The organism is Bradyrhizobium sp. CB2312 (assembly GCF_029714425.1).
Classification (GTDB): domain Bacteria; phylum Pseudomonadota; class Alphaproteobacteria; order Rhizobiales; family Xanthobacteraceae; genus Bradyrhizobium.
The window spans coordinates 4,977,834-4,995,807 of record NZ_CP121668.1; the positions used below are offsets into that span (position 1 = coordinate 4,977,834).

23 protein-coding genes are annotated in these 17,974 nt (G+C 64.4%); 9 read left to right on the forward strand and 14 right to left on the reverse strand.

Features of this window, described 5'->3' with window-relative positions; all coding sequences use genetic code 11:
- Nucleotides 1-155: 155 nt before the first annotated feature.
- Entirely contained in the window at nucleotides 156-938 is a 783-nt protein-coding gene (locus QA642_RS24430) for a TetR/AcrR family transcriptional regulator (RefSeq protein ID WP_283079118.1), read from the reverse strand.
- Between the two features lie 130 nt (nucleotides 939-1,068).
- The gene (locus QA642_RS24435; protein ID WP_283086964.1) at nucleotides 1,069-2,226 is read right to left on the reverse strand and encodes a patatin-like phospholipase family protein; all 1,158 of its coding nucleotides are present in this window, start codon (nucleotides 2,224-2,226) and stop codon (nucleotides 1,069-1,071) included.
- A 230-nt stretch (nucleotides 2,227-2,456) separates the two neighbouring features.
- Here QA642_RS24435 and tgt point away from each other — a divergent pair, with 230 nt between their 5' ends.
- A complete protein-coding gene (gene tgt, locus QA642_RS24440; RefSeq protein ID WP_283079119.1) occupies nucleotides 2,457-3,590 on the forward strand; it encodes a tRNA guanosine(34) transglycosylase Tgt in 1,134 nt (377 codons plus the stop codon).
- A 14-nt stretch (nucleotides 3,591-3,604) separates the two neighbouring features.
- Here tgt and QA642_RS24445 read toward each other — a convergent pair whose 3' ends face one another.
- Entirely contained in the window at nucleotides 3,605-3,823 is a 219-nt protein-coding gene (locus QA642_RS24445) for a hypothetical protein (RefSeq protein ID WP_283079120.1), read from the reverse strand.
- A gap of 223 nt (nucleotides 3,824-4,046) precedes the next feature.
- Between QA642_RS24445 and cysK the strand changes: the two genes are divergently transcribed.
- Nucleotides 4,047-5,024 carry a cysteine synthase A gene (gene cysK, locus QA642_RS24450; RefSeq protein WP_283079121.1) on the forward strand — a complete coding sequence of 326 codons (978 nt, stop codon included), beginning with the start codon at nucleotides 4,047-4,049 and terminating at the stop codon, nucleotides 5,022-5,024.
- A gap of 3 nt (nucleotides 5,025-5,027) precedes the next feature.
- Nucleotides 5,028-5,267 carry a BrnA antitoxin family protein gene (locus tag QA642_RS24455; RefSeq protein WP_283079122.1) on the forward strand — a complete coding sequence of 80 codons (240 nt, stop codon included), beginning with the start codon at nucleotides 5,028-5,030 and terminating at the stop codon, nucleotides 5,265-5,267.
- 223 nt (nucleotides 5,268-5,490) lie between these two features.
- Here QA642_RS24455 and QA642_RS24460 read toward each other — a convergent pair whose 3' ends face one another.
- Nucleotides 5,491-6,918, reverse strand: coding sequence for a caspase family protein (locus QA642_RS24460; RefSeq protein ID WP_283079123.1), 1,428 nt, complete (start codon nucleotides 6,916-6,918; stop codon nucleotides 5,491-5,493).
- Between the two features lie 202 nt (nucleotides 6,919-7,120).
- Nucleotides 7,121-7,996 (reverse strand): DMT family transporter, encoded by an 876-nt coding sequence (locus tag QA642_RS24465; protein WP_283079124.1) that lies wholly within the window; start codon nucleotides 7,994-7,996, stop codon nucleotides 7,121-7,123.
- Between the two features lie 147 nt (nucleotides 7,997-8,143).
- On the opposite strand from QA642_RS24465, the gene QA642_RS24470 reads away from it, so the two are divergent.
- On the forward strand, nucleotides 8,144-8,542 hold the full coding sequence (locus QA642_RS24470) for a RidA family protein (RefSeq protein ID WP_283079125.1): 399 nt from the start codon (nucleotides 8,144-8,146) through the stop codon (nucleotides 8,540-8,542).
- A gap of 51 nt (nucleotides 8,543-8,593) precedes the next feature.
- Here QA642_RS24470 and QA642_RS24475 read toward each other — a convergent pair whose 3' ends face one another.
- The 3 genes from QA642_RS24475 to QA642_RS24485 form a co-directional block, all read right to left on the reverse strand.
- On the reverse strand, nucleotides 8,594-9,139 hold the full coding sequence (locus QA642_RS24475) for a hypothetical protein (protein WP_283079126.1): 546 nt from the start codon (nucleotides 9,137-9,139) through the stop codon (nucleotides 8,594-8,596).
- Nucleotides 9,084-9,434, reverse strand: coding sequence for a hypothetical protein (locus QA642_RS24480; RefSeq protein WP_084334320.1), 351 nt, complete (start codon nucleotides 9,432-9,434; stop codon nucleotides 9,084-9,086). The genes QA642_RS24475 and QA642_RS24480 overlap by 56 nt, the downstream gene beginning before the upstream one ends.
- 228 nt (nucleotides 9,435-9,662) lie before the next feature.
- Nucleotides 9,663-10,250, reverse strand: a complete 588-nt coding sequence (locus tag QA642_RS24485; protein WP_283079127.1) for a formyltransferase family protein — start codon at nucleotides 10,248-10,250, stop codon at nucleotides 9,663-9,665.
- Between the two features lie 203 nt (nucleotides 10,251-10,453).
- Between QA642_RS24485 and QA642_RS24490 the strand changes: the two genes are divergently transcribed.
- Both QA642_RS24490 and QA642_RS24495 read left to right on the forward strand, forming a co-directional pair.
- Complete coding sequence (locus QA642_RS24490) at nucleotides 10,454-10,738, forward strand: hypothetical protein (RefSeq protein WP_283079128.1); 285 nt, start codon at nucleotides 10,454-10,456, stop codon at nucleotides 10,736-10,738.
- Between the two features lie 337 nt (nucleotides 10,739-11,075).
- Nucleotides 11,076-11,312: a hypothetical protein gene (locus tag QA642_RS24495; RefSeq protein ID WP_283079129.1), complete on the forward strand. Its 237-nt coding sequence runs from the start codon at nucleotides 11,076-11,078 to the stop codon at nucleotides 11,310-11,312.
- Nucleotides 11,313-11,418: 106 nt separating this feature from the next.
- Here QA642_RS24495 and QA642_RS24500 read toward each other — a convergent pair whose 3' ends face one another.
- Nucleotides 11,419-11,721, reverse strand: coding sequence for a hypothetical protein (locus tag QA642_RS24500; protein WP_011087444.1), 303 nt, complete (start codon nucleotides 11,719-11,721; stop codon nucleotides 11,419-11,421).
- 208 nt (nucleotides 11,722-11,929) lie between these two features.
- On the opposite strand from QA642_RS24500, the gene QA642_RS24505 reads away from it, so the two are divergent.
- Complete coding sequence (locus QA642_RS24505) at nucleotides 11,930-12,142, forward strand: hypothetical protein (protein WP_283079131.1); 213 nt, start codon at nucleotides 11,930-11,932, stop codon at nucleotides 12,140-12,142.
- 102 nt (nucleotides 12,143-12,244) lie between these two features.
- On the opposite strand, the gene QA642_RS24510 is transcribed toward QA642_RS24505, so the two are convergent.
- From QA642_RS24510 to QA642_RS24520, 3 genes are all read right to left on the reverse strand, one after another.
- A complete protein-coding gene (locus tag QA642_RS24510) occupies nucleotides 12,245-14,293 on the reverse strand; it encodes an acetoacetate--CoA ligase (RefSeq protein ID WP_283079132.1) in 2,049 nt (682 codons plus the stop codon).
- 170 nt (nucleotides 14,294-14,463) lie between these two features.
- Nucleotides 14,464-14,691 (reverse strand): hypothetical protein, encoded by a 228-nt coding sequence (locus QA642_RS24515; protein WP_283079133.1) that lies wholly within the window; start codon nucleotides 14,689-14,691, stop codon nucleotides 14,464-14,466.
- A gap of 127 nt (nucleotides 14,692-14,818) precedes the next feature.
- On the reverse strand, nucleotides 14,819-15,040 hold the full coding sequence (locus QA642_RS24520; protein WP_283079134.1) for a hypothetical protein: 222 nt from the start codon (nucleotides 15,038-15,040) through the stop codon (nucleotides 14,819-14,821).
- Between the two features lie 145 nt (nucleotides 15,041-15,185).
- On the opposite strand from QA642_RS24520, the gene QA642_RS24525 reads away from it, so the two are divergent.
- The gene (locus QA642_RS24525) at nucleotides 15,186-16,271 is read left to right on the forward strand and encodes an AI-2E family transporter (RefSeq protein WP_283079135.1); all 1,086 of its coding nucleotides are present in this window, start codon (nucleotides 15,186-15,188) and stop codon (nucleotides 16,269-16,271) included.
- A 107-nt stretch (nucleotides 16,272-16,378) separates the two neighbouring features.
- On the forward strand, nucleotides 16,379-16,771 hold the full coding sequence (locus tag QA642_RS24530) for an NUDIX hydrolase (RefSeq protein ID WP_235546306.1): 393 nt from the start codon (nucleotides 16,379-16,381) through the stop codon (nucleotides 16,769-16,771).
- 39 nt (nucleotides 16,772-16,810) lie between these two features.
- Here the strand turns inward: QA642_RS24530 and QA642_RS46580 are convergent, their stop codons facing one another.
- Both QA642_RS46580 and QA642_RS24540 read right to left on the reverse strand, forming a co-directional pair.
- Entirely contained in the window at nucleotides 16,811-16,993 is a 183-nt protein-coding gene (locus tag QA642_RS46580; protein ID WP_342729726.1) for a hypothetical protein, read from the reverse strand.
- A gap of 249 nt (nucleotides 16,994-17,242) precedes the next feature.
- On the reverse strand, nucleotides 17,243-17,482 hold the full coding sequence (locus tag QA642_RS24540; protein ID WP_283079137.1) for a hypothetical protein: 240 nt from the start codon (nucleotides 17,480-17,482) through the stop codon (nucleotides 17,243-17,245).
- Nucleotides 17,483-17,974 lie beyond the last annotated feature (492 nt).

Genomic DNA, 17,974 nt, shown 5'->3' on the forward strand with positions numbered 1-17,974 from the left:
TACCCGTCGCGGCGATCAAAGCGCGGCGGACCCCTTTGGGGCTGGTGAAAAAGTGGTCCGCATCGCCTTATAATTAAACCATACCGTATCGTTTTGTTTTGGTCAATGGCGAGGGCGTGGCCCCGTTGGGGATAGATCGCGAGCTCACGGAATTGTCAGCGGGAGGGGCGGCGCCGTTGCGGGCTCTTCGCAGTGTCCTTGGCACCATCCTTGGCGCCATCTTTGGCCACGTCGTGGACGCGATCCGCAGGTCCGAGCGCACCGGCCAGGAACAGCTTGATCGCGGCGCGCATGCGCTTCTCGGCGGCCTTCAGTTCCAGCGACATTCCAAACGTCGCCATGCGGTGGGTGTGACCGGCAACGACGTCGAGGAACACTTCCGCTGCGATCGTCGTGTCCTCGACGTCCAGCGCGCCCTGCGCCACCAGATGGTCGAAGAAGCGCGCCGTGGTGGCGACCGCCTTGAGCCAGCCTTCCTCCTTGCCGAGCTTGGCGACGTCGGGGAAGTTGATGGCCTGTGACGTCATCATGCGGCTGAAGGCGACGGCATCGGATCCGCAGGTGAAGGTCAGCATCTCGCGCCCGATCTCGACCAGGCGCTGCTCGACAGAGATATCCGAGGCGCTGGAGAGCTGCGTCTCCGCCGCTGCCGACAGCGGCGCAAGCCAGCGCTCGATCTCGCGCCGGAGCACGGCGGCAAACAGGCCGCGCTTGTCGCCATAGCGGGAATAGACGGTGGGCTTGCTCACCCGCGCCGCTTCTGCGACCGCATCGAGCGAGGTCGCATCAAAACCGCGGTCCAGGAACAGGCGGGTGGCGACCTCGATCAGCCGCTGGTCGCGCTCGATCGCGGCGGTTTTGGTCGGCCGGCCACCGCGCGATTTCGGCACCTCGCGCCGTTGCGCTGCCGATCTTGTCCTGGTCGCAGTCAATCCCATGCCCAATGATCCCTGCGCGTTGCCTGTCATTCGCTCTATATCGCGCGGGAGCGAGGGCGTCATCGCGAATCTGGCCGAATTGGCCGTATCGTCAACGGTCTCGATACGACCTCGTTCCGTCACGGCGTGCTCATGGGAGCGTCGAGGTCCAGGCCTCGCCCGCCGCCGCCTTCTCATATCCGTACTGGTACAGTGCCCGCATATAGGCGGTGTCGAACCCTTCGGAAGGAGGCGCGGGATAATCGCGCGCGATGTAGGAGAGATGGAAGCCGAGGCGGTTGCGCTTGGCGAAATCATAGGTGGAGAAGATGATCGAACGCGTCTGCGATTGCGTGATCGCCGACAGGCTGCGCGAGGCGACGTCGATGGTGCTGTTGGACACCAGCTCGAAATTGCGTTCGATCTTCTTGTTGACGAGGATGTAGATGTCCATCTTCGCGGTGCCCGGCAGGCGGCTGCCCTGGAACAGCAGGGCCTCCGGCAGCGTCAGCACCGGGGCGGTCACGCCGCCGTCGACATGCATCTCCTGAAATTTGCGGCCCTGGCCTTCGGCGTCGATCATGATCGGCGGAAACACCAGCGGAATGCTGGCGGAGGCCGCCATCACGTCGCGAAACAGCTTGAGCGCCTCGGGCGTGCCGACCGCGGCGATCTTGCCCATGTCCCAAATGGCGGTCCGCTGGGTGTCGAGATCGGTAGTGACCACCAGCAGCCTTCGGCCCTTGGCATTCTCGCGCGCGACCTGCGCCAGGATCTCCGGCCCGACATAGCGGGCGACGAGCTCGCGTAGCCGCGTGTTGCCGAACAGGCCGGATCCGAACAGCACGCGTATGATGCTGGGATCGTTCAGGAGGCTCTCCGCGATGCCGCTGGTGTAGACCTCTTTCAGCGTGTCGTCGTATTGCGACCCCAGAAACGCAAACGGCGCGATCAGGCCGCCGGTGCTCACGCCCGAGACGACCGAGAAGGTCGGACGGGTTCGGGCCGCGGTCCAGCCGTTGAGCACGCCGACGCCATAGGCGCCGTCGGCGCCGCCGCCGGAGAGCGCCAGATAGGTTTTCGCCGCGGTGCTGGTGTCTTTCTCGAAGCTGAATTTCGTGACCGGCTCGTCGGCGTAGCGCCTGAGGCCGTCGATATCGAGCACACGGGATGCACTGGCCTCGGCTGCCGTATAGGGCGTGCGGGGCAGGGAGGTGCAGGCGCCGAGCGCCAGGCTGCACGCCAGGGCCAGGATTCCAGTCAGGCGGGCACCTTGCTGCCTGATCCAGCCGCGCGCGGGGCAGAACATCTCGGTCGAACATGAAGCGGGGGACATTGTCGGTGGCTGGCGATCACACGTCTACGGCCGCCGGCAACTTTGCCGCGGCATCTCGTCCAACCCCACGGTAAAACTACACTGTATCGTTTTATTTAACAAGCGCGGCGGACGGTAATATCCGCGTCGATTGTGTCCCAGTCTGGCGCATAGCGCGGCCTGAGCGGTTGATCGGCCTCGTCCGACACGCAATAAGCACGGCCATGACTCTACCCAATCATTTCGAACTGCTCGCCACCGATGGCTCCGCCCGCACCGGGCGCCTGACCACGCCGCATGGTGTGGTGCGCACGCCCGCCTTCATGCCGGTCGGAACCGCCGGCGCCATGAAGGGCATGCACTGGCGCGAGGTGCGCGATGCCGGCGCCGACATCGTGCTCGGCAACACCTATCACCTGATGCTGCGTCCCGGCGCCGAGCGGATCGCGGCGCTCGGCGGCTTGCAGAAATTCACCGGATGGAACGGGCCGATGCTGACGGATTCCGGCGGCTTCCAGGTGATGTCGCTGGCCGACTTACGCAAGGTCAGCGAGCACGCCGTGACCTTCCGCTCGCATATCGACGGCGCCAAGGTCGAATTGTCGCCGGAGCGCTCGATCGAGGTGCAGCGCTTCCTCGGCTCCGACATCGCCATGCAGATGGACGAATGCGTGCGGCTGCCGGCCGAGCGTGACGACATCGACCGCGCGATGCGGCTGTCGCTGCGCTGGGCCGAGCGCTCAAAGCGCGCCTTCGAAAGCGCACCCGACGGCTACATGCTGTTCGGCATCGTCCAGGGCGGCGACATCCCGCAGCTTCGTCACGCCAGCGCGCAGGGCCTCGTCGAGATGGGGTTTCACGGCTATGCGATCGGCGGCCTCGCCGTCGGCGAGCCTCAGGCGGTGATGCTGGCGATGATCGACGAGACCGCGCCGGCGCTGCCGACCGAGCGGCCGCGCTATCTGATGGGTGTCGGCACGCCCGACGACATTCTCGAGGCGGTGAAGCGCGGCGTCGACATGTTCGATTGCGTGATGCCGACGCGCAATGGCCGCCACGGCGTCGCCTTCACGCGTTTCGGCCAGGTCAATCTGCGCAACGCGCGCCACGCCGACGATCCGCGCCCGCTCGATGAGGAGAGCACGTGGCCGTCGGCGCGCAACTACGCACGCGCCTATCTGCATCATCTCGTCAAGGCCGGCGAGACGCTGGGGGCGATGCTGCTGTCCGAAATCAACATCGCCTACTACCAGTTCCTGATGCAGGGCATCAGGGACGCGATCGCACATGGAACGTTCGAGGAGTTCTATCAGCGTACGCGCGAGGACTGGGCGAGGGGCGACATCGCCCCGCGCTGATCAATGGCGCAACGTCAGTTGCAGACAATCCGCTGCTTGACGGCGTGCTTGGTCACGAAGCCGTAGCCGCAATTGTCGCAGGTCCAGAGATAGGAGATCATTTGGTCCGAGACGTAGGCAGATGCTTCGGCGGCGACCATGGAGTCAGCGCAGACGGGACAGGTGGGCAATTCGCTACAACGCGGATCGCGATGATGCGCGACGGTCGACAACACTTCAGCGACTGCTGACATCGTGGTGACCTCCCTGCTTTGAGACCTAAGTCTAACATAAGCAGAATCAGTTGACGAGGTCGCAACACAAATGCGTTGGTTTTCTGCTAATTACAGCTCACGCGATTTTGCGATGCAGCGTATTTAACATGTGCCGCATTGCCGCTTGCGTGCCGTCGCAAGCTGTCCGTAATTGCGCAAGAGCCGTGAAAGAAGCGCGAATTGTCGCCACAGGGAGTTCATCATGGACGCATCGTCCCAGACGGGTGCAGCGCACCAACCCGGCCGCGGCCGGATCTATTCTTCGATCGTCGAGGCCTTTGGCGACACGCCGATCGTGCGTTTGCGCCGCCTGCCGGGCATGCATGGCGTGAACGCGACCATTTTGGCAAAACTTGAATATTTCAACCCTGCCGCGAGCGTGAAGGATCGCATCGGTGCGGCCATGATCATCGCGATGGAGAAGGCGGGGATCGTCAAGCCCGACACCGTCCTGATCGAGCCGACCTCCGGCAACACCGGGATCGCGCTCGCCTTCGTCGCCGCCTCGCGCGGCTATCGGCTGAAGCTGGTGATGCCGGAATCGATGTCGATCGAGCGGCGCAAGATGCTGGCCTTCCTCGGCGCCGAGCTGGTGCTGACGCCGGCCGCGCAGGGCATGAAGGGCGCGATCGCGACCGCCGAGGAGCTCTTGAAGACGACGCCGAACTCGGTGATGCCGCAGCAGTTCAAGAACCTCGCCAATCCCGAGGTGCATCGCCGCACCACCGCGGAAGAGATCTGGAACGACACCGCAGGCGATATCGATTTCTTCGTCGCCGGCGTCGGCACCGGCGGCACAATCACCGGCGTCGGTCAGGTGTTGAAGCCCCGCAAGCCCTCGCTGCGTGTCGTTGCGGTCGAGCCGGAGGAAAGTCCTGTGCTCTCGGGCGGCCAGCACACGCCGCACAAGATCCAGGGCATCGGCGCGGGCTTCGTCCCTGACATTCTCGACCGCTCGGTGATCGACGAAATCGTGAAGATCAATTCGACCAGCGCAATCGAGACCTCGCGCGCGCTGGCGCGGCACGAGGGCATTCCGGGCGGCATCTCCTCGGGCGCGGCGATTGCGGCGGCGCTTCAGATCGGCAAGCGGCCGGAAGCTGCGGGAAAAACGATCCTGGCCATCGTGCCGTCGTTCTCCGAACGTTATCTTTCGACGGCTCTGTTTGAGGGAATCTAGGACATGGCGGATCAACCGAGGCGGCCGCGCACATTGGGTGACGCGCGAACCGAGGCCGAAGCGGCATTCAAGAAGGTGACGGCCAAGGTCGCCGCGGCGCCACCGAAGCAGAACGTGGCGCCGGGGGTCAGGGAGCAGGTCACACTGCGTATCGACCAAGACGTGCTGGAGTTCTTCCAGGCGGGCGGGCCGGGCTGGCAGGACCGCATCAACGAGGCGCTGCGCAAGGCGGCGGGGAAGTAAGGCTCGCTCGGTTGCCCGCCCGCCCGCGGGCTGAGGCGTCCGCGAGCGGCGCATCTCTGTCCTCGTCATTGCGAGGAGCCCTTGCGACGAAGCAATCCAGACTGTTGGCGCCGAGAGAATCTGGATTGCTTCGCTGCGCTCGCAATGACGGAGGTTGCTGAGTGCGACCAAAAGAAAAAGCCCGGCGCGAGCCGGGCTTTTGTGTTTCGCGAACTGGCCTGCCTCAGCGGCGGAACATGCCGCCCATCATGCCGCCGACGACACCGCCGACGAAGGCTGCGCCGGCCGCATCGCCGGGGCTGCTGCGTTGGGGGGCCGGTGCCGGCGCGCTGCTGCCCGCGGGGGCGCTGGCACGGCGGGCCGCCTTCTGGCTGTTATCGCTTGCGGTCGGCGGCGCTGCCACGACCTCGGCGAGCAGGGCCTTATGCTGGGGCTTGTTGAGGTAGCCCGACGAAGGATAGCCGCGCGCGGCCTGCCAGCGCTTGATGACGGACCGGGTCTCCTCGTTGAACACGCCGGTCTGCTTGGTGTCGAAGCCAAGCCCGGTGAGGCGACGCTGCACGTCGCGGCGCTGGTTCTTGTCGAGGCCCATCTGGTCCTCGGTGAGCTGAGAGGCCTCATCGGTGAAGGCTGCGGGATCGACGCCAGCATTGAGGGTGCGGGTCGCCGTCGACGGGCCGCTCTTGATCGCGGCGAGCCGCGCCAGCGCGAGCGCTTTGAACTGGCCGTTCGGATAGGCCGCCAGGTAGGCGTTGAGCTCTTCCGGCTTGTTGCTCTCCTTCACCGAGCGCCAGTATTCTAGCTCGACACCGTCATTGCTACCGCTTGCCGCCGGTACGACGCCGGAAGCGGTGGGGGCCGCGTTGGCAACCTGGGTGGTCGGAGCCTGGTTGAGATAGACCGCGCCGATCAGATTGGTGTGGCCCCAGGGCAGCTGGCCCTTGTGGGTCTCCTCGTTGACCTGGGCGCGCACCGACGTCATCGCCTGCTGGATCTCGACGCCGGGCCTGGTGATGTTGTCGATCAGCGCGCGGGTGAACGGGCTGTTATTGCCTTCCTGGCCGTCGAGCGCGGTCTGGCCCGGGCCGGTGGCGAACGCGATCAGCGTGCCTTCACCGGACTTCATCTCGGCAAGGCCGCTCTGCACGTTGACGCTGCGGGTCGCCGAGTTCGACTTGATCTTGGCAGCGAACGGATTGTCGCGGCAGGCATCGAGGAACACGAGCTTGACCTTGGCATCGCCCATGGTCTGCTCGAGCGTCAGGTCGATGTTGATGGCGGCGCCAAGCTTGACGTCCATCTCCGACTTGATGTCGGCGTCGACCGGCAGGAGATAGTTGGTGCCGCCGACGGCGATGCCGTGGCCGGCATAGTAGAACAGCGCGATGTCGGAGCCCTGCGCCTTGCGGCCGAAATCGAGCAGCTTCTCCGTCATCTGGTCGCGGCTGAGGTTGGATCCTTCGATCACGTCGAAGCCGACGTTGCGCAGCGTCGCCGCCATCGCCTTGGCGTCGATTGGCGGGTTCGGCAATTGCGCGACGTTCTTGTAGGAGCCGTTGCCGACGACAAAGGCGACGCGGCGGTCCGCTTTCGCGGCGCTGACCGACAAGGCCATGCACATCAGCGACGCGAGGAGGGTGAGATAGCGCATCTGAAATCCCCAGAATCGAATTGCAGGCAGCAACAAATCGACAACGAACCTACACGAAGTGCCCGACTTCGCGCCACCAGAACGGCGGTACGGTCCACTCAACCCATTGCTGTGTGGCCGAATGTGCACGATAGAGTGCCCCTCCAAAGTGATCCAAATCACGCTCGACCACTTTGTTTGGTCGCGCGAGGCGGCGCGGGGTTCACTGCGCGCGGGCGGGAACCGGCGAAGCCGGCTTTAAATTCAGGAGATTGCCGCAGAGGATCAGCGCTGCGCCGAGGACGGTCCAGGCATCGAGCCGTTCGGAATAGAGCAGCCAGCCAGCGGTGGCGGTCAGCGGAACCCGCAGGAAGTCCATGGGAACCACGATCGTCGCGTCGGCGTAGCGGAGCGCGCTGGGGAGGCAGTAGTGCGAGAATGTGCCGCAGACCCCGATGACGAAGAGCCAGCCCCAAAGGGTGGCTGACGGCCAGGTCCAGACATAGAGCGTCGGCAGCAGGCCTACGACAAACTGCACCACGGTCATCCAGAACAGGATCGACAATGCGCTCTCGGTCCTGGTCAGCGATTTCGCCAGGATCATGGAGATGCTGAAGCCGATTGCGGCTCCGAGCGCGATCAGCTGGCCCGGATTGATCTCGCTGGTGGCGGGACGCACGATCATGACGACGCCGACGACACCCAGCACGACCGCGGCGATCTTCCAGACGGTCATGCGCTCGGACAGGAAGGTTGCGGCCATCAGCGCGGTCCAGATCGGCATGGTGAATTCGATCGCCACCACCTGGCCGATCCCGATCAGCGTCAGGGCATAGAACCAGCCGAGCTGTGCGAAATAGTGGACGCCGTTGCGGGCGAGGTGCTGGGGCAGGCGTTTGGTCGCGACCGCCTTGAAGCCACCGCTCCGGTAGATCATCGGCAGCAGCAGCGCGAACCCGATCACCGAGCGCACTTCTATGATTTGGAAGACGTTGAGCTCGCGCGTGGCCTCGCGCCCGGCCACCGCCAGGACCAGCATCAGCGCCAGCCAGCCGGCCATCCAGAGTGCAGCCATCGATTTGGACGGTGTCGGGGGCATTGGCGGCGCGGGAGATCGAACGTGAGGGGACGGCCGGTATCGGCGACATCGGCGCGGTTTGCAACGGCCAAAACTGCGGATGCAGCGATGCAGGACGGCGTGCTAAGGCTTGGGTGAACAACGACAAAAAACGGGAGAATTTCGCTCATGCGCATCTTGCAGCCGGCCGAATGGAAGAAACCACGCGGCTTTTCTCATGGCGTGGAGGTGGAGGGGCCGGGCCGCTGGGTGGTGCTGGCCGGTCAGACCGGCGGCGACGAGGCCGGCAATTACGCGCCCGACATGGCAGCGCAGGTTGCGACCGCGCTGAAGCGGATCGTTAAGCTCCTGGGCGAGGCCGGTGCCGGTCCCGAGCACATCGTCCGCCTGACCTGGTACCTGACCAGCCGCAGCGAATATGAAGCTGCGGGCGCCGGCATCGGCGCAGCCTGGAAGGAAATGCTCGGGCGCAACTTCCCGCCCTCGACACTCCTCTATATCGGCGGTCTCGTCGATGAGCGCGCCAAGGTCGAGATCGAGGTCACCGCGTTCATCCCGAACGCATAAAAAAATCGACCCGGCGCGGACGCCGGGTCGATTGTCGTGTCACTGACTGTCCTACTTCGACAGCGAGATGTTGGCGCCGCGGAACTGGCTGTCGGCGCGCATCGCGACGCTCTGCTTGTTGCCACTCGTCTTCAGCGAGATGTTGGCGTTGAAGCCGGCGGTGGAGGCGACCAGCTCGTAATTGCCGCCGGCGCCACGGCCCTGCAGCGATCCCGAGATGTTGCGGCTGGCCTCGGACCAGCTGCCGGCGATGGCGCCGCCTTCAGCCCTGACGTTGGCGCCGAGGTTGAACTTGTAGGCGTCGCTGGCGCAGGTCAGCGACATCTCCATGGTGGGGCCGATCGGGGCGTATTTGGCCCGGCAGCGGATCCGCTCGGTCGAGCCGTCGTCCAGCGTCACGGTGCCGCTACCGTTCCACGTACCCGCCAGTGGAGCAAACGGGCCGGACTGGGCCTTGCCTTCAGAGTGGGCGAGCCCTGCCGCAAACAAAACGGCGGCCGCGATCAGCAGCCGCCGGTTTCGGGCGCGAGCCTCGATAGGTTTATTGGCGCGATGCTTCCCACCGCCCACTGCACGGTATGCCTGCAGATGCTCCATTCCACTTCCCCGATCCGGCGTTGCCGTTGAGTTGACCGTTGGCATATGCACCATTGATCGAAACTTTCACAAGTCCCCCGCTGCCGATGGTGCCGGAAACGTTAGCGCCGGGCGCGGTGATCTTGCCGTCGGCGACGGTGAGCATGGAGCTTGCGGTGGGCTCGCAGGAGCCGGTCTTGGTCACGATGGTGACGTGCCAGTTGCCGTCATAGGGGCTCTGGGCGAAAGCGGGAGCGGCAAGGGTGCCGGCGACAACTGAAGCGGCACAGAACGCCGCGATGCGACCAAAACGCATGAATTCCGTCCTTGAATGTGTCTGAGATGCTGACGCTTATTCGGACGAAATGTGACGGAAATTTGTTGCAATGCCAAAGCGAAAATTGTTCCAGTGGAAACAATAGTTTATTTGCGTTTTCGGCTCCAATTTTCGAAGCAGAATCAATGCGGCCTCACGTTAATTGTAAACGTGAGGCGAGAGACTCAGGGGTGGGACTTAGGAGAGGCCTGCTTAGGAAAGGCTTGCTTAGGAAAGGCTTGGCGCCGAAGTCGCGAACTGCTCGTCCTGGACCTTGGCCGGCAGCGCCTTGTGGACCTTGGCATAGTCGATCACATCGGCCAGCAGCTTGAGGCCCAGCGGGGCGAGGGCGCGCTCCCACAGCTCGCGAGCGGTCTCGCCCTTCTTCACGAAGCACCAGTCCTGGGCGGCGATGGCGCCGGCGTCCATGCGGTCGGCGAGATGATAGATCGTGCCGCCGGCGATCGGATCGCCCTCCTTGATGGTCCATTCCACCGCAGCCTTGCCACGATGTCGCGGCAGCAGCGAGGGATGATAGCCGATCCCGCCGAGCTTCGCGGCGGCGAGGGCGTCCTTGCCGATCCGGGCGTGGCTGTGTGCGGTGATGATCAGATCGGTGTCGGGGGCGATTTCGGAGGCGACCACCAGCTTGGGATTGGTCTGCACCGCCACCTCGATCCCGGCCGCCTTGGCGGCCGCAGCGAGGCGATCCTCGGCGTCGGCCACCACGACCCGCACAACCGGAAAGCCGTGCTCCCGGAGCATGTTCAGGGTGGTCACGCCGAAATGGCGGGAGCCGACAAGGGTAATGCGCATGGGTGTCCGATCTCTCTCGCAACTGCGTCATACTCCCGATAACACGCTGGAGCATCCTGTCACCACCCACGAGGCATTACGGCCGGTTATCAACAATGCTTCGGGCGGGGACTGCACCGAACTCGGCGATTGCGCGGCCGTCCGCACCGGTGTTTCCATTGGCGCGTTTCCATGGGCGCACCTTGAGGGCCAGGAGCGAGCGAATGCGAAGCGCGTGGTTTGTTGGTCTCGCCGCACTGATCGTGGCGGCTCCGGCGCAGGCCGGCGGGCCGTACCCGGCGATACCGCCCGAAATCGGCGTCGCGCCGTTCATCGGCCCGACCTGGGACGTTTACCGTTGCGCCGAAGGGCTGCCCTATAATTTCTACCACGGCGCCTATTACGGCGAGGAGCCACCGGCGATCTATCGCGGCTACGCCTACCGGCCGTATTACCGCTACAGCGCCTATCGCAAATGGCCGCGCAAGTATTTTTGCGTGGTCGATTGAGCGTTGCCGTGCGGCCACGATCGGACGGCAAATGCGGATGCGCCGGTTCCTGTGTTTCTTTTCAGACAGAAGGCCACCCGGCGCGCCGCTAGACTAGCGTCCACCGGGGCTGGCGACATTTCAATCCGGATCCCTTTTCGAACCCGGCTTAAGCCGCTGGCGTGATCGCCAGCGGCTTTTTCATGCCGCGCACCACGAAATCACACGACGGTAACACGTTCTCAACCTGGCTGTCGTATCGACGAATCCGTCGCGGATTTGTATTGCGTACCGCGACACCAAGAATGTCCCGCCGGCGTGGGTGCGCCGCGCGGGCATTTTTGCCGGGATCGATTTCATGCCGAGCGCAATTGAGCAGATCGTGGACGCCTATGTGCGGCTGAAGAACCGCCGTGGGCTCGACCAGCTCATGATGCACAGGCAGCGGCTTGCGGTCGATCTGAAGAGTAGGTCGGGCTACGATTTCAGCGAGCCGATCGAAAAGATCGACGAGGAGATCGCCGTCATCGAGGCGGGTCTCAGCCGGCTGAAGGCCGGCGATTCCGCCACATCGGGCGGCCGCCAGCCAATCTGACGGAGCAAAGCATGATCCGGAAAAGTGCGCAGCGGTTTTCCGAAAGATCATGCGCAAAAAAGACAGGCTAAAGCGCGATGACGATTCATCCTGATCTCATTGCGCTTTAGTCGCGCCGGCCGCCGTCGATGACGGTGAACAGCGGCCGTGCCGGGGTCGGCTCGACCAGCAATTCCTCCACCAGCGCGGTGGCCGCATCGACATATTTGCGCGTCGGCTTGTCGAGCTCACGCTTGGCCTCGTCGTCGAGCGCGACCTTGGCGGCCTCGACCAGCTTGCGCATCCGCGCCGCGTGGTCGTCGCCTGCCGTCAGCGTCGCGCGCGCCAGCGAGCGCAGCACAAACAGCTCCCCCTCGAGGCGGAGCAGGCGGTCGTTGAGCCTGGTGAGGACGGCGTTGAGGTCGGCCATGGCAAAATATTCGTTGCGGAGATCCATCCTGATCTAGCGGCGATCGGTGAACGGACTCCAAACGCGGTCGGCGCAATTGGGCCGATCTTTCGAGCCGGCGGCACGGTCGATGCCGTCGATGTGACCGATTGTGAGCCGCGGAGCCCGTGGGGCGCGGCATGGTCAGCAACTACATGACGTTGCGGGTGGACGTCTGGAGCACCGATCGATGCGCTCTGTCCTGATCCTGGTTCTGGTGACCGCAACGGCGGCGCCGGCTGTCGCTGCTTCGGCCCGTCACGCCCATCCGCGCCAGCATATCGTGGTTCGTCCGGCCGAGGACGCACCCGTGCCGCCAGGCTGGTACAAGTTTCCCGGCTATCCACCGATCCCGCCATCGGAGAACAGGAATTTGGATCCGTCCAACTTCGGCGGCGGCTGAAGCATGATCCGGAAAAGTGCGCAGCGGTTATCCGAAAAGATCATGCGCCAACAACAAGCTCAAGCGCGATGACGATCCCGATCGCATCGCGCTTCAGGCGGCTCATGCCGCGGTCCGCGCGAGATATTTGCGCGCGAATTCCAGATACCAGTCGAGGCAGGCGGGATTGGCCATCGCCTCCTTGTTGATGACCTTCTCGACGGGCTGGCCGAGCAGCAGCTTCTTGATCGGCAGCTCCTGCTTCTTGCCGGAGAGCGTGCGCGGGATCTCGGATACGGCAAAGATCTCGTTCGGAAGGAAGCGCCGCGAAAGACTGGCTTCGATGGCCTTGTTGATCTTGGCCTGCATCGCGCCGTCGAAGGTGACACCTTCGCGCAGCACGACGAACAGCGGCATGTAGCTGTCGCGGCCGAGATATTCGAGGTCGACGACGAGGCTATCGAGCACTTCGGGCAGCACCTCGATCGCGGAATAGAGCTCGCTGGTGCCCATGCGCAGGCCGTGCCGGTTGATGGTCGCATCGCTGCGGCCGTAGATGATGCAGGAGCCGTCCGGATTGATCTTGAGCCAGTCGCCGTGCCGCCACACCGGCCCGCGGCCACTGCCGTCAAAGTTGTCCGGATAGGTCTCGAAATAGCTGGAGCGATAGCGCGTACCGTCCTTGTCGTTCCAGAAATAGAGCGGCATCGACGGCATCGGCTCGGTGCAGACGAGCTCGCCGACCTCGTCGATCACGGCGCGGCCCTGTTCGCTGAAGGCTTCGACGGCAGCACCGAGCAGGCGGCACTGCATCGCGCCCGGCGTCTGCGGCAGCTCGCGATTGCCGCCGATGAAGGCGCCGGCGAAATCGGTGCCGCCGGAGATGTTGGCCCACCAGATATCGGCCTGCGCCTTGCTGCCGTTGGTCTTCGACAGCGCCGCGAAGCAATCGTTGAACCAGGCTTGCGTATCGGCGCTGAGCGGCGAGCCGGTCGAGCCGAGGCAGCGCAACCGCGACAGATCGCCGGCGGCGGCAAGATCGACCTCGGCCTTGACGCAATTGGCGAAGAACGCCGCGCCGGCACCGAAGAAGGTCGCTTTCGACTGCGCCACGAAGCGCCACAGCGTGCCCCAGTCCGGCTTGTCCTTGGTGCCGCCGGGGCTGCCGTCGAAAATGCAGCAGGTGGTGCCGCTGAGCAGGCCGCCGACCTGACTGTTCCACATGATCCAGCCGGTCGATGAGTACCAGTGATAGCGCTCGCCGAAAGAATTCTCGTGGTAGGAGCAGCCGAGGTCATTGTGCAGGCCGAGCAGCGCCAGCACCACGATGACGATGCCGCCATGGCCGTGCACGATCGGTTTCGGCAGGCCTGTGGTGCCGCTGGAGTAGACGATCCAGAGCGGATGATCGAACGGCAGCCACATCGGCTCGAACGCGTCGACCGCCGCGCCCGTCCTGGCGAGGAGATCGGACAGCAGGGCGTCAGGCGCGGCGCCACCGCCGGTTTCGGTGTGCAGGATCACGTGCTCGACCGTCGGTAGCGATTGCCGCAGCTCGGCCACCACATCGCGCCGGTCGTGCCGCCGCCCGGCATAGGTGACGGCATCGCAGGCGATCAGCACCTTCGGCTCGATCTGCTTGAAGCGGTCGATCACGGCGGGCGCGGCCATGTCGGGCGCGCAGACGCTCCAGACCGCGCCGATGCTCGCGCTGGCGAGAAACGCGATGATGGTCTCGGGAATGTTGGGAAGGTACGCCGCAACGCGATCACCCGGCTTGACGCCTTTTTCCCTCAGATGCAGCGCGAGCGCGGCCGCCTTGCGTCGCAGCTCCGGCCAGCTCGTCTCTGTGAGCTTGCCGTCCTCGCCGCTGCTGACGATCGCGGGCAGGCCGGCGGCTTGCGCCGCATCGACATGCCGGAACACCTGCCGCGCGTAGTTGACCTGCGCGCCGGGAAACCAGACCGAGCCTGGCATCTTGCGCTCGGCGATCACGGCCTCAAACGGCGTCGGCGATTGCAGATCGTAATAGTCCCAGATGCTGCGCCAGAACGCATCGAGATCGCGCACCGACCACTGCCGCATCTCCTCATAGCTTGCGAAGGTGAGGCTGCGCTGCTCGGCGAGCCAGTTGCGGTAGAGGGCGATCTGGGGAACGAAGGGAGCGGTCATTGCATATCGGCTTCAATTGCGGGGAGGGGAATCTAACCCGTGCCGCAGAGTAGCAGAAGCCGCAGTTCGCGCAGGCCGTAATGACGGCATGGAGGTGTCGTCGCCTCAATCGGTAGCCTGGATTTCGCTGCGCTCCATCCGCGCTACGCGACCGAGAGCGTCGTCTCAGCCTACCACTGCACGCCGGCCCAGCGCCGTCCGAACACGGGGGGCTTGGTCTTCACAGCTTGCCACCCGAAGAAGTGATGCTTGCCGGACCAGCTGTGCACCACGCCGCTGCAGATGCTGCATTTGAAGCTGCCGGAGTGCGTTTCGGCGTGCTCCTCGCGTGTCGCAGTGTAGTTCATGCTGCAACCCGCACAGGTGAATTCTTCGATCGTCCAGATGCTGTTGGCCATTTGCACGGAATGTTTTTGGGACCTCGATCCACGGTAGCCACGGGCCTTTGCGGCGGCGTAAACCGGGCGTGGGAAATCCGGTTAACGGGCGTTAGCCAAGCCCGGACGCCGTGCTGCCGCCGCAAGGTCATTCGTTGGTCTGACCATTCCGCATGTCCCGGTCGATGCGCATCTGCACGCGCCTGATGGCGAGCAGCGCCAGCCTGCCTTGCACCCGGCCGGAATGGATCTTCTCGCCAATGGCGTAGGCGTAGCGCCAATAGCCGGGCGCGCCGTTCCGTCTCAGCGAATAGTGGATGCCGCGGTGGATTCCCGCATGTTCATCGGGCTGTCTGGGAGCGGACGCCATCACCGCGGAATGCAGATGGGCCCGATGCGTTCCTAATCACCGAGGCGCGGGACAGGCCAGTTGTCTTGACGCCGGTGGCCGGGCTGGCAATAACGCCAAGGTTGCGCAAGTCTGGGAACCCCGCGTTGATACCGCAAGAAAGGTCGTGCCAGTGAAAAGCCTCCGTCAGCTCCTGACGGGAGAGGACATCATCCAGCTCCTGATCCGGGTCGTCCTGCTCGGCCTGCTGATCATCTGGACCTTCCTGATCATTCGCCCGTTCGTGCCGATCCTGGCCTGGAGCGGCGTACTCGCGGTCGCGTTCTATCCGGCGTTCAGCTGGGTCGCCAAAGTCCTGGGCGGCCGGCCCAAGACCGCGGCTGCGATCCTCACCTTGATCACGCTCGGCATCGTCATTGGACCGGCGACCTGGCTCGGCATCAGCGCCGTGGATGGCGTGCGCGAGCTGGCACGCCAGCTCGGCACCGGCGATCTCGCGCTCCAGTCGGCGCCGGAGCAGCTCAAATCCTGGCCGCTGGTCGGCCCGTGGCTCTATGAGCTCTGGGACCAGGCCTACAACAACATCCGCGCGGTGCTGCGCGAGGTGGCGCCGTATCTCCAGCCGCTGGCGGGACCGCTGCTGTCGCTCGCCGGCGATGCCGGTGTCGGCACCCTCCAGTTCCTGGTCTCGGTGTTCGTGGCCGGCTTCCTGTTTCCGCATGGGCCGCGGCTGGTCGCGGCCGGCCGCGGCTTCCTGTTTCGCATCGTGCCCGAGCAGAGCGAGCATTTCCTGGGGCTGGCGGGCGCGACCATCCGCGCCGTGGCACAGGGCGTGATCGGTGTCGCGATCGTGCAGGCGCTGCTCGCCGGCATCGGCTTCAAGCTCGCGGCGGTGCCGAGCGCGGGCCTGCTTGCCTTCATCGTGCTGCTGCTCTCGATCGTGCAGATCGGCGCCTTCCTCGTGCTGCTGCCGGTCATCATCTGGATCTGGACCGCCAAGGACGTCACCACGGCGCTGCTGCTCACCGTGTTTCTCGTCCTGGTCGGCTTCATCGACACCATGCTGAAGCCGCTCGTCATGGGGCGCGGCCTGACCACGCCGACCATCGTGATCTTCGTCGGCGTGATCGGCGGCACGCTCGCCCACGGCATCGTCGGCCTGTTCATCGGGCCGATCATCCTGTCGGTCGCCTGGGAGATGATGATGGCCTGGATCAGGACCGAGGACCGCGCGGAGGCGGACGAGGGCTGAGCGTCCCGCAAGGCTGTGATCAACGGTCCCGCCGAACTTGTCTAATCAGCTAGACAAGTTACGATATGCGAGATTCTGTTTCGAGCCTGCAATAGTCTACGAAAGTAATGGCGAAGTCTTCCAAGCTCGTCGCCGCCAAGCGCGGCAAGGTTTTGTTGGTCAGACGGCGATCGGACGGCCTGTGGATGTTCCCGGGCGGCCGCAAGCGTGCGCGCGAGTCCGACAAGGACTGTCTGCGGCGGGAGATCAAGGAGGAGCTGCCCAAGCTCAAGCTCGGCAGGATCAGCCTCTGGAAGGAAGTGACGGCCAGGAACAAGCGCTCGGGCCGCAAGATGAGCGATGCGATCTTCATCGCCAAGAACGCCAAGGGCAGGCTTGCGATCGGCGACAAGAACGAGATCGATCGCGCCGCCTGGCAGAAGCCGCGTGGCATCCGCCTGACCGCGACCTCCCGCTACATCCGCGATCGCCTGTTTCCGAGGAAGCGGTCGCGCCGGTAGCGGCGCGGCTGCGACAAATCGCCTGCGCCAGGGCGGATTCTAATCCGATCTGCCCGCCGACCGCTTGCGGCCTTCGAACGACCGTGGTGACGCTGCTTGCGTCTCCGGCGCGAGGAGCCTGGCCGCTTCGGCCTCGCGCAGCTCCTTGCGAACCTGGCGCGCGCTACGCATCGCACGCTTGATGAACGGGTGCTGGGAGTCCTCGGCGAAGAACAGCACCACCTCGCAGCTCGGACATTGCCTGGAATAGCCATCCTGCAACCGCCCAGCACGATCGCGGAATACGCTCTTGCACCGCGTGCACTGAATCTGGACCGAACTCATGCGCGGACAACAATGGCTGATGGAAATGGATCGCTAGCTGATCCCAAATGTCTGAAGAAAGTTTGAACGCGCTCCGGAATGCATCGCGCGCGTCGCCTTCGCGGCGCGGCATGCGCTCGCGCCGCGAACGCACGACATCATCGGCCGCTATTGCTTGGCCGCCATCATGTCCAGGCAATGATTGAGATAGGCGGTGCGATCCCTCGGCAGCACCTTCTCGAGATCCGCCTTGATGGCGCATTCGCGCTGTCGCAACTGCTCGGCGCGACGCTTCTCGGCGGCTTCGCGGTATTCGGGGGCAACCTTGTTGGGATCGACCAGCGGCTGTGTCCGCGCAGGAGCCGCAAAAGACAGTGCAATGGCCGCAATGATAATGATCTGTTTCAAATGAGCCTCCATGAAAAAGCGCAATGCTAGCGCGCCTCGCGCGAACGCCCAAACGGGGGGCTGCGGTACCCCGTTCCGCCATAATGGCTGACCCAAGCCCAGCGAACTTCCGGCACTCCGGCTTTGGAACGACTGCACGCCGAAAGCGTAGACTCCGGGCTCTCGGCCCATCCCCAAGCCCCCAAGCCCCCGGGCCGCGAGAAAACCTTCCCACAAGGTTGGCGACCTCAGTAGCCCCCCCGCACTGGGGTCGTTTGCTTTGCCGCGCCAGATGTGAACCAGTTCACAAGCGCTGGTCGAAATCGCTGCTATGAGAGTGTCGTTGCTTGACCAATTCATTTTGAACGAAACGCCCCAGCGTGGCTCCAAGCGCTGGGGTTTTTTGTGCGTGCCATGCGCGCCTTCGATCGCACTCTGAGCAGGGGGGCGAGTTCCCGGCTGGGCTTGGTCAACAGCTAAATATTTAGCAGCGCGACGGCGGCCCGAACGTTG

Excerpts from the sequence above, each read along its gene's own strand:
- QA642_RS24430 (WP_283079118.1), bottom strand. The coding sequence starts at position 938 with ATGGGATTGACTGCGACCAGGACAAGATCGGCAGCGCAACGGCGCGAG.
- QA642_RS24435 (WP_283086964.1), bottom strand. The coding sequence starts at position 2,226 with ATGTTCTGCCCCGCGCGCGGCTGGATCAGGCAGCAAGGTGCCCGCCTG.
- tgt (WP_283079119.1), top strand. The coding sequence starts at position 2,457 with ATGACTCTACCCAATCATTTCGAACTGCTCGCCACCGATGGCTCCGCC.
- QA642_RS24445 (WP_283079120.1), bottom strand. The coding sequence starts at position 3,823 with ATGTCAGCAGTCGCTGAAGTGTTGTCGACCGTCGCGCATCATCGCGAT.
- cysK (WP_283079121.1), top strand. The coding sequence starts at position 4,047 with ATGGACGCATCGTCCCAGACGGGTGCAGCGCACCAACCCGGCCGCGGC.
- QA642_RS24455 (WP_283079122.1), top strand. The coding sequence starts at position 5,028 with ATGGCGGATCAACCGAGGCGGCCGCGCACATTGGGTGACGCGCGAACC.
- QA642_RS24460 (WP_283079123.1), bottom strand. The coding sequence starts at position 6,918 with ATGCGCTATCTCACCCTCCTCGCGTCGCTGATGTGCATGGCCTTGTCG.
- QA642_RS24465 (WP_283079124.1), bottom strand. The coding sequence starts at position 7,996 with ATGCCCCCGACACCGTCCAAATCGATGGCTGCACTCTGGATGGCCGGC.
- QA642_RS24470 (WP_283079125.1), top strand. The coding sequence starts at position 8,144 with ATGCGCATCTTGCAGCCGGCCGAATGGAAGAAACCACGCGGCTTTTCT.
- QA642_RS24475 (WP_283079126.1), bottom strand. The coding sequence starts at position 9,139 with ATGGAGCATCTGCAGGCATACCGTGCAGTGGGCGGTGGGAAGCATCGC.
- QA642_RS24480 (WP_084334320.1), bottom strand. The coding sequence starts at position 9,434 with ATGCGTTTTGGTCGCATCGCGGCGTTCTGTGCCGCTTCAGTTGTCGCC.
- QA642_RS24485 (WP_283079127.1), bottom strand. The coding sequence starts at position 10,250 with ATGCGCATTACCCTTGTCGGCTCCCGCCATTTCGGCGTGACCACCCTG.
- QA642_RS24490 (WP_283079128.1), top strand. The coding sequence starts at position 10,454 with ATGCGAAGCGCGTGGTTTGTTGGTCTCGCCGCACTGATCGTGGCGGCT.
- QA642_RS24495 (WP_283079129.1), top strand. The coding sequence starts at position 11,076 with ATGCCGAGCGCAATTGAGCAGATCGTGGACGCCTATGTGCGGCTGAAG.
- QA642_RS24500 (WP_011087444.1), bottom strand. The coding sequence starts at position 11,721 with ATGGCCGACCTCAACGCCGTCCTCACCAGGCTCAACGACCGCCTGCTC.
- QA642_RS24505 (WP_283079131.1), top strand. The coding sequence starts at position 11,930 with ATGCGCTCTGTCCTGATCCTGGTTCTGGTGACCGCAACGGCGGCGCCG.
- QA642_RS24510 (WP_283079132.1), bottom strand. The coding sequence starts at position 14,293 with ATGACCGCTCCCTTCGTTCCCCAGATCGCCCTCTACCGCAACTGGCTC.
- QA642_RS24515 (WP_283079133.1), bottom strand. The coding sequence starts at position 14,691 with ATGGCCAACAGCATCTGGACGATCGAAGAATTCACCTGTGCGGGTTGC.
- QA642_RS24520 (WP_283079134.1), bottom strand. The coding sequence starts at position 15,040 with ATGGCGTCCGCTCCCAGACAGCCCGATGAACATGCGGGAATCCACCGC.
- QA642_RS24530 (WP_235546306.1), top strand. The coding sequence starts at position 16,379 with ATGGCGAAGTCTTCCAAGCTCGTCGCCGCCAAGCGCGGCAAGGTTTTG.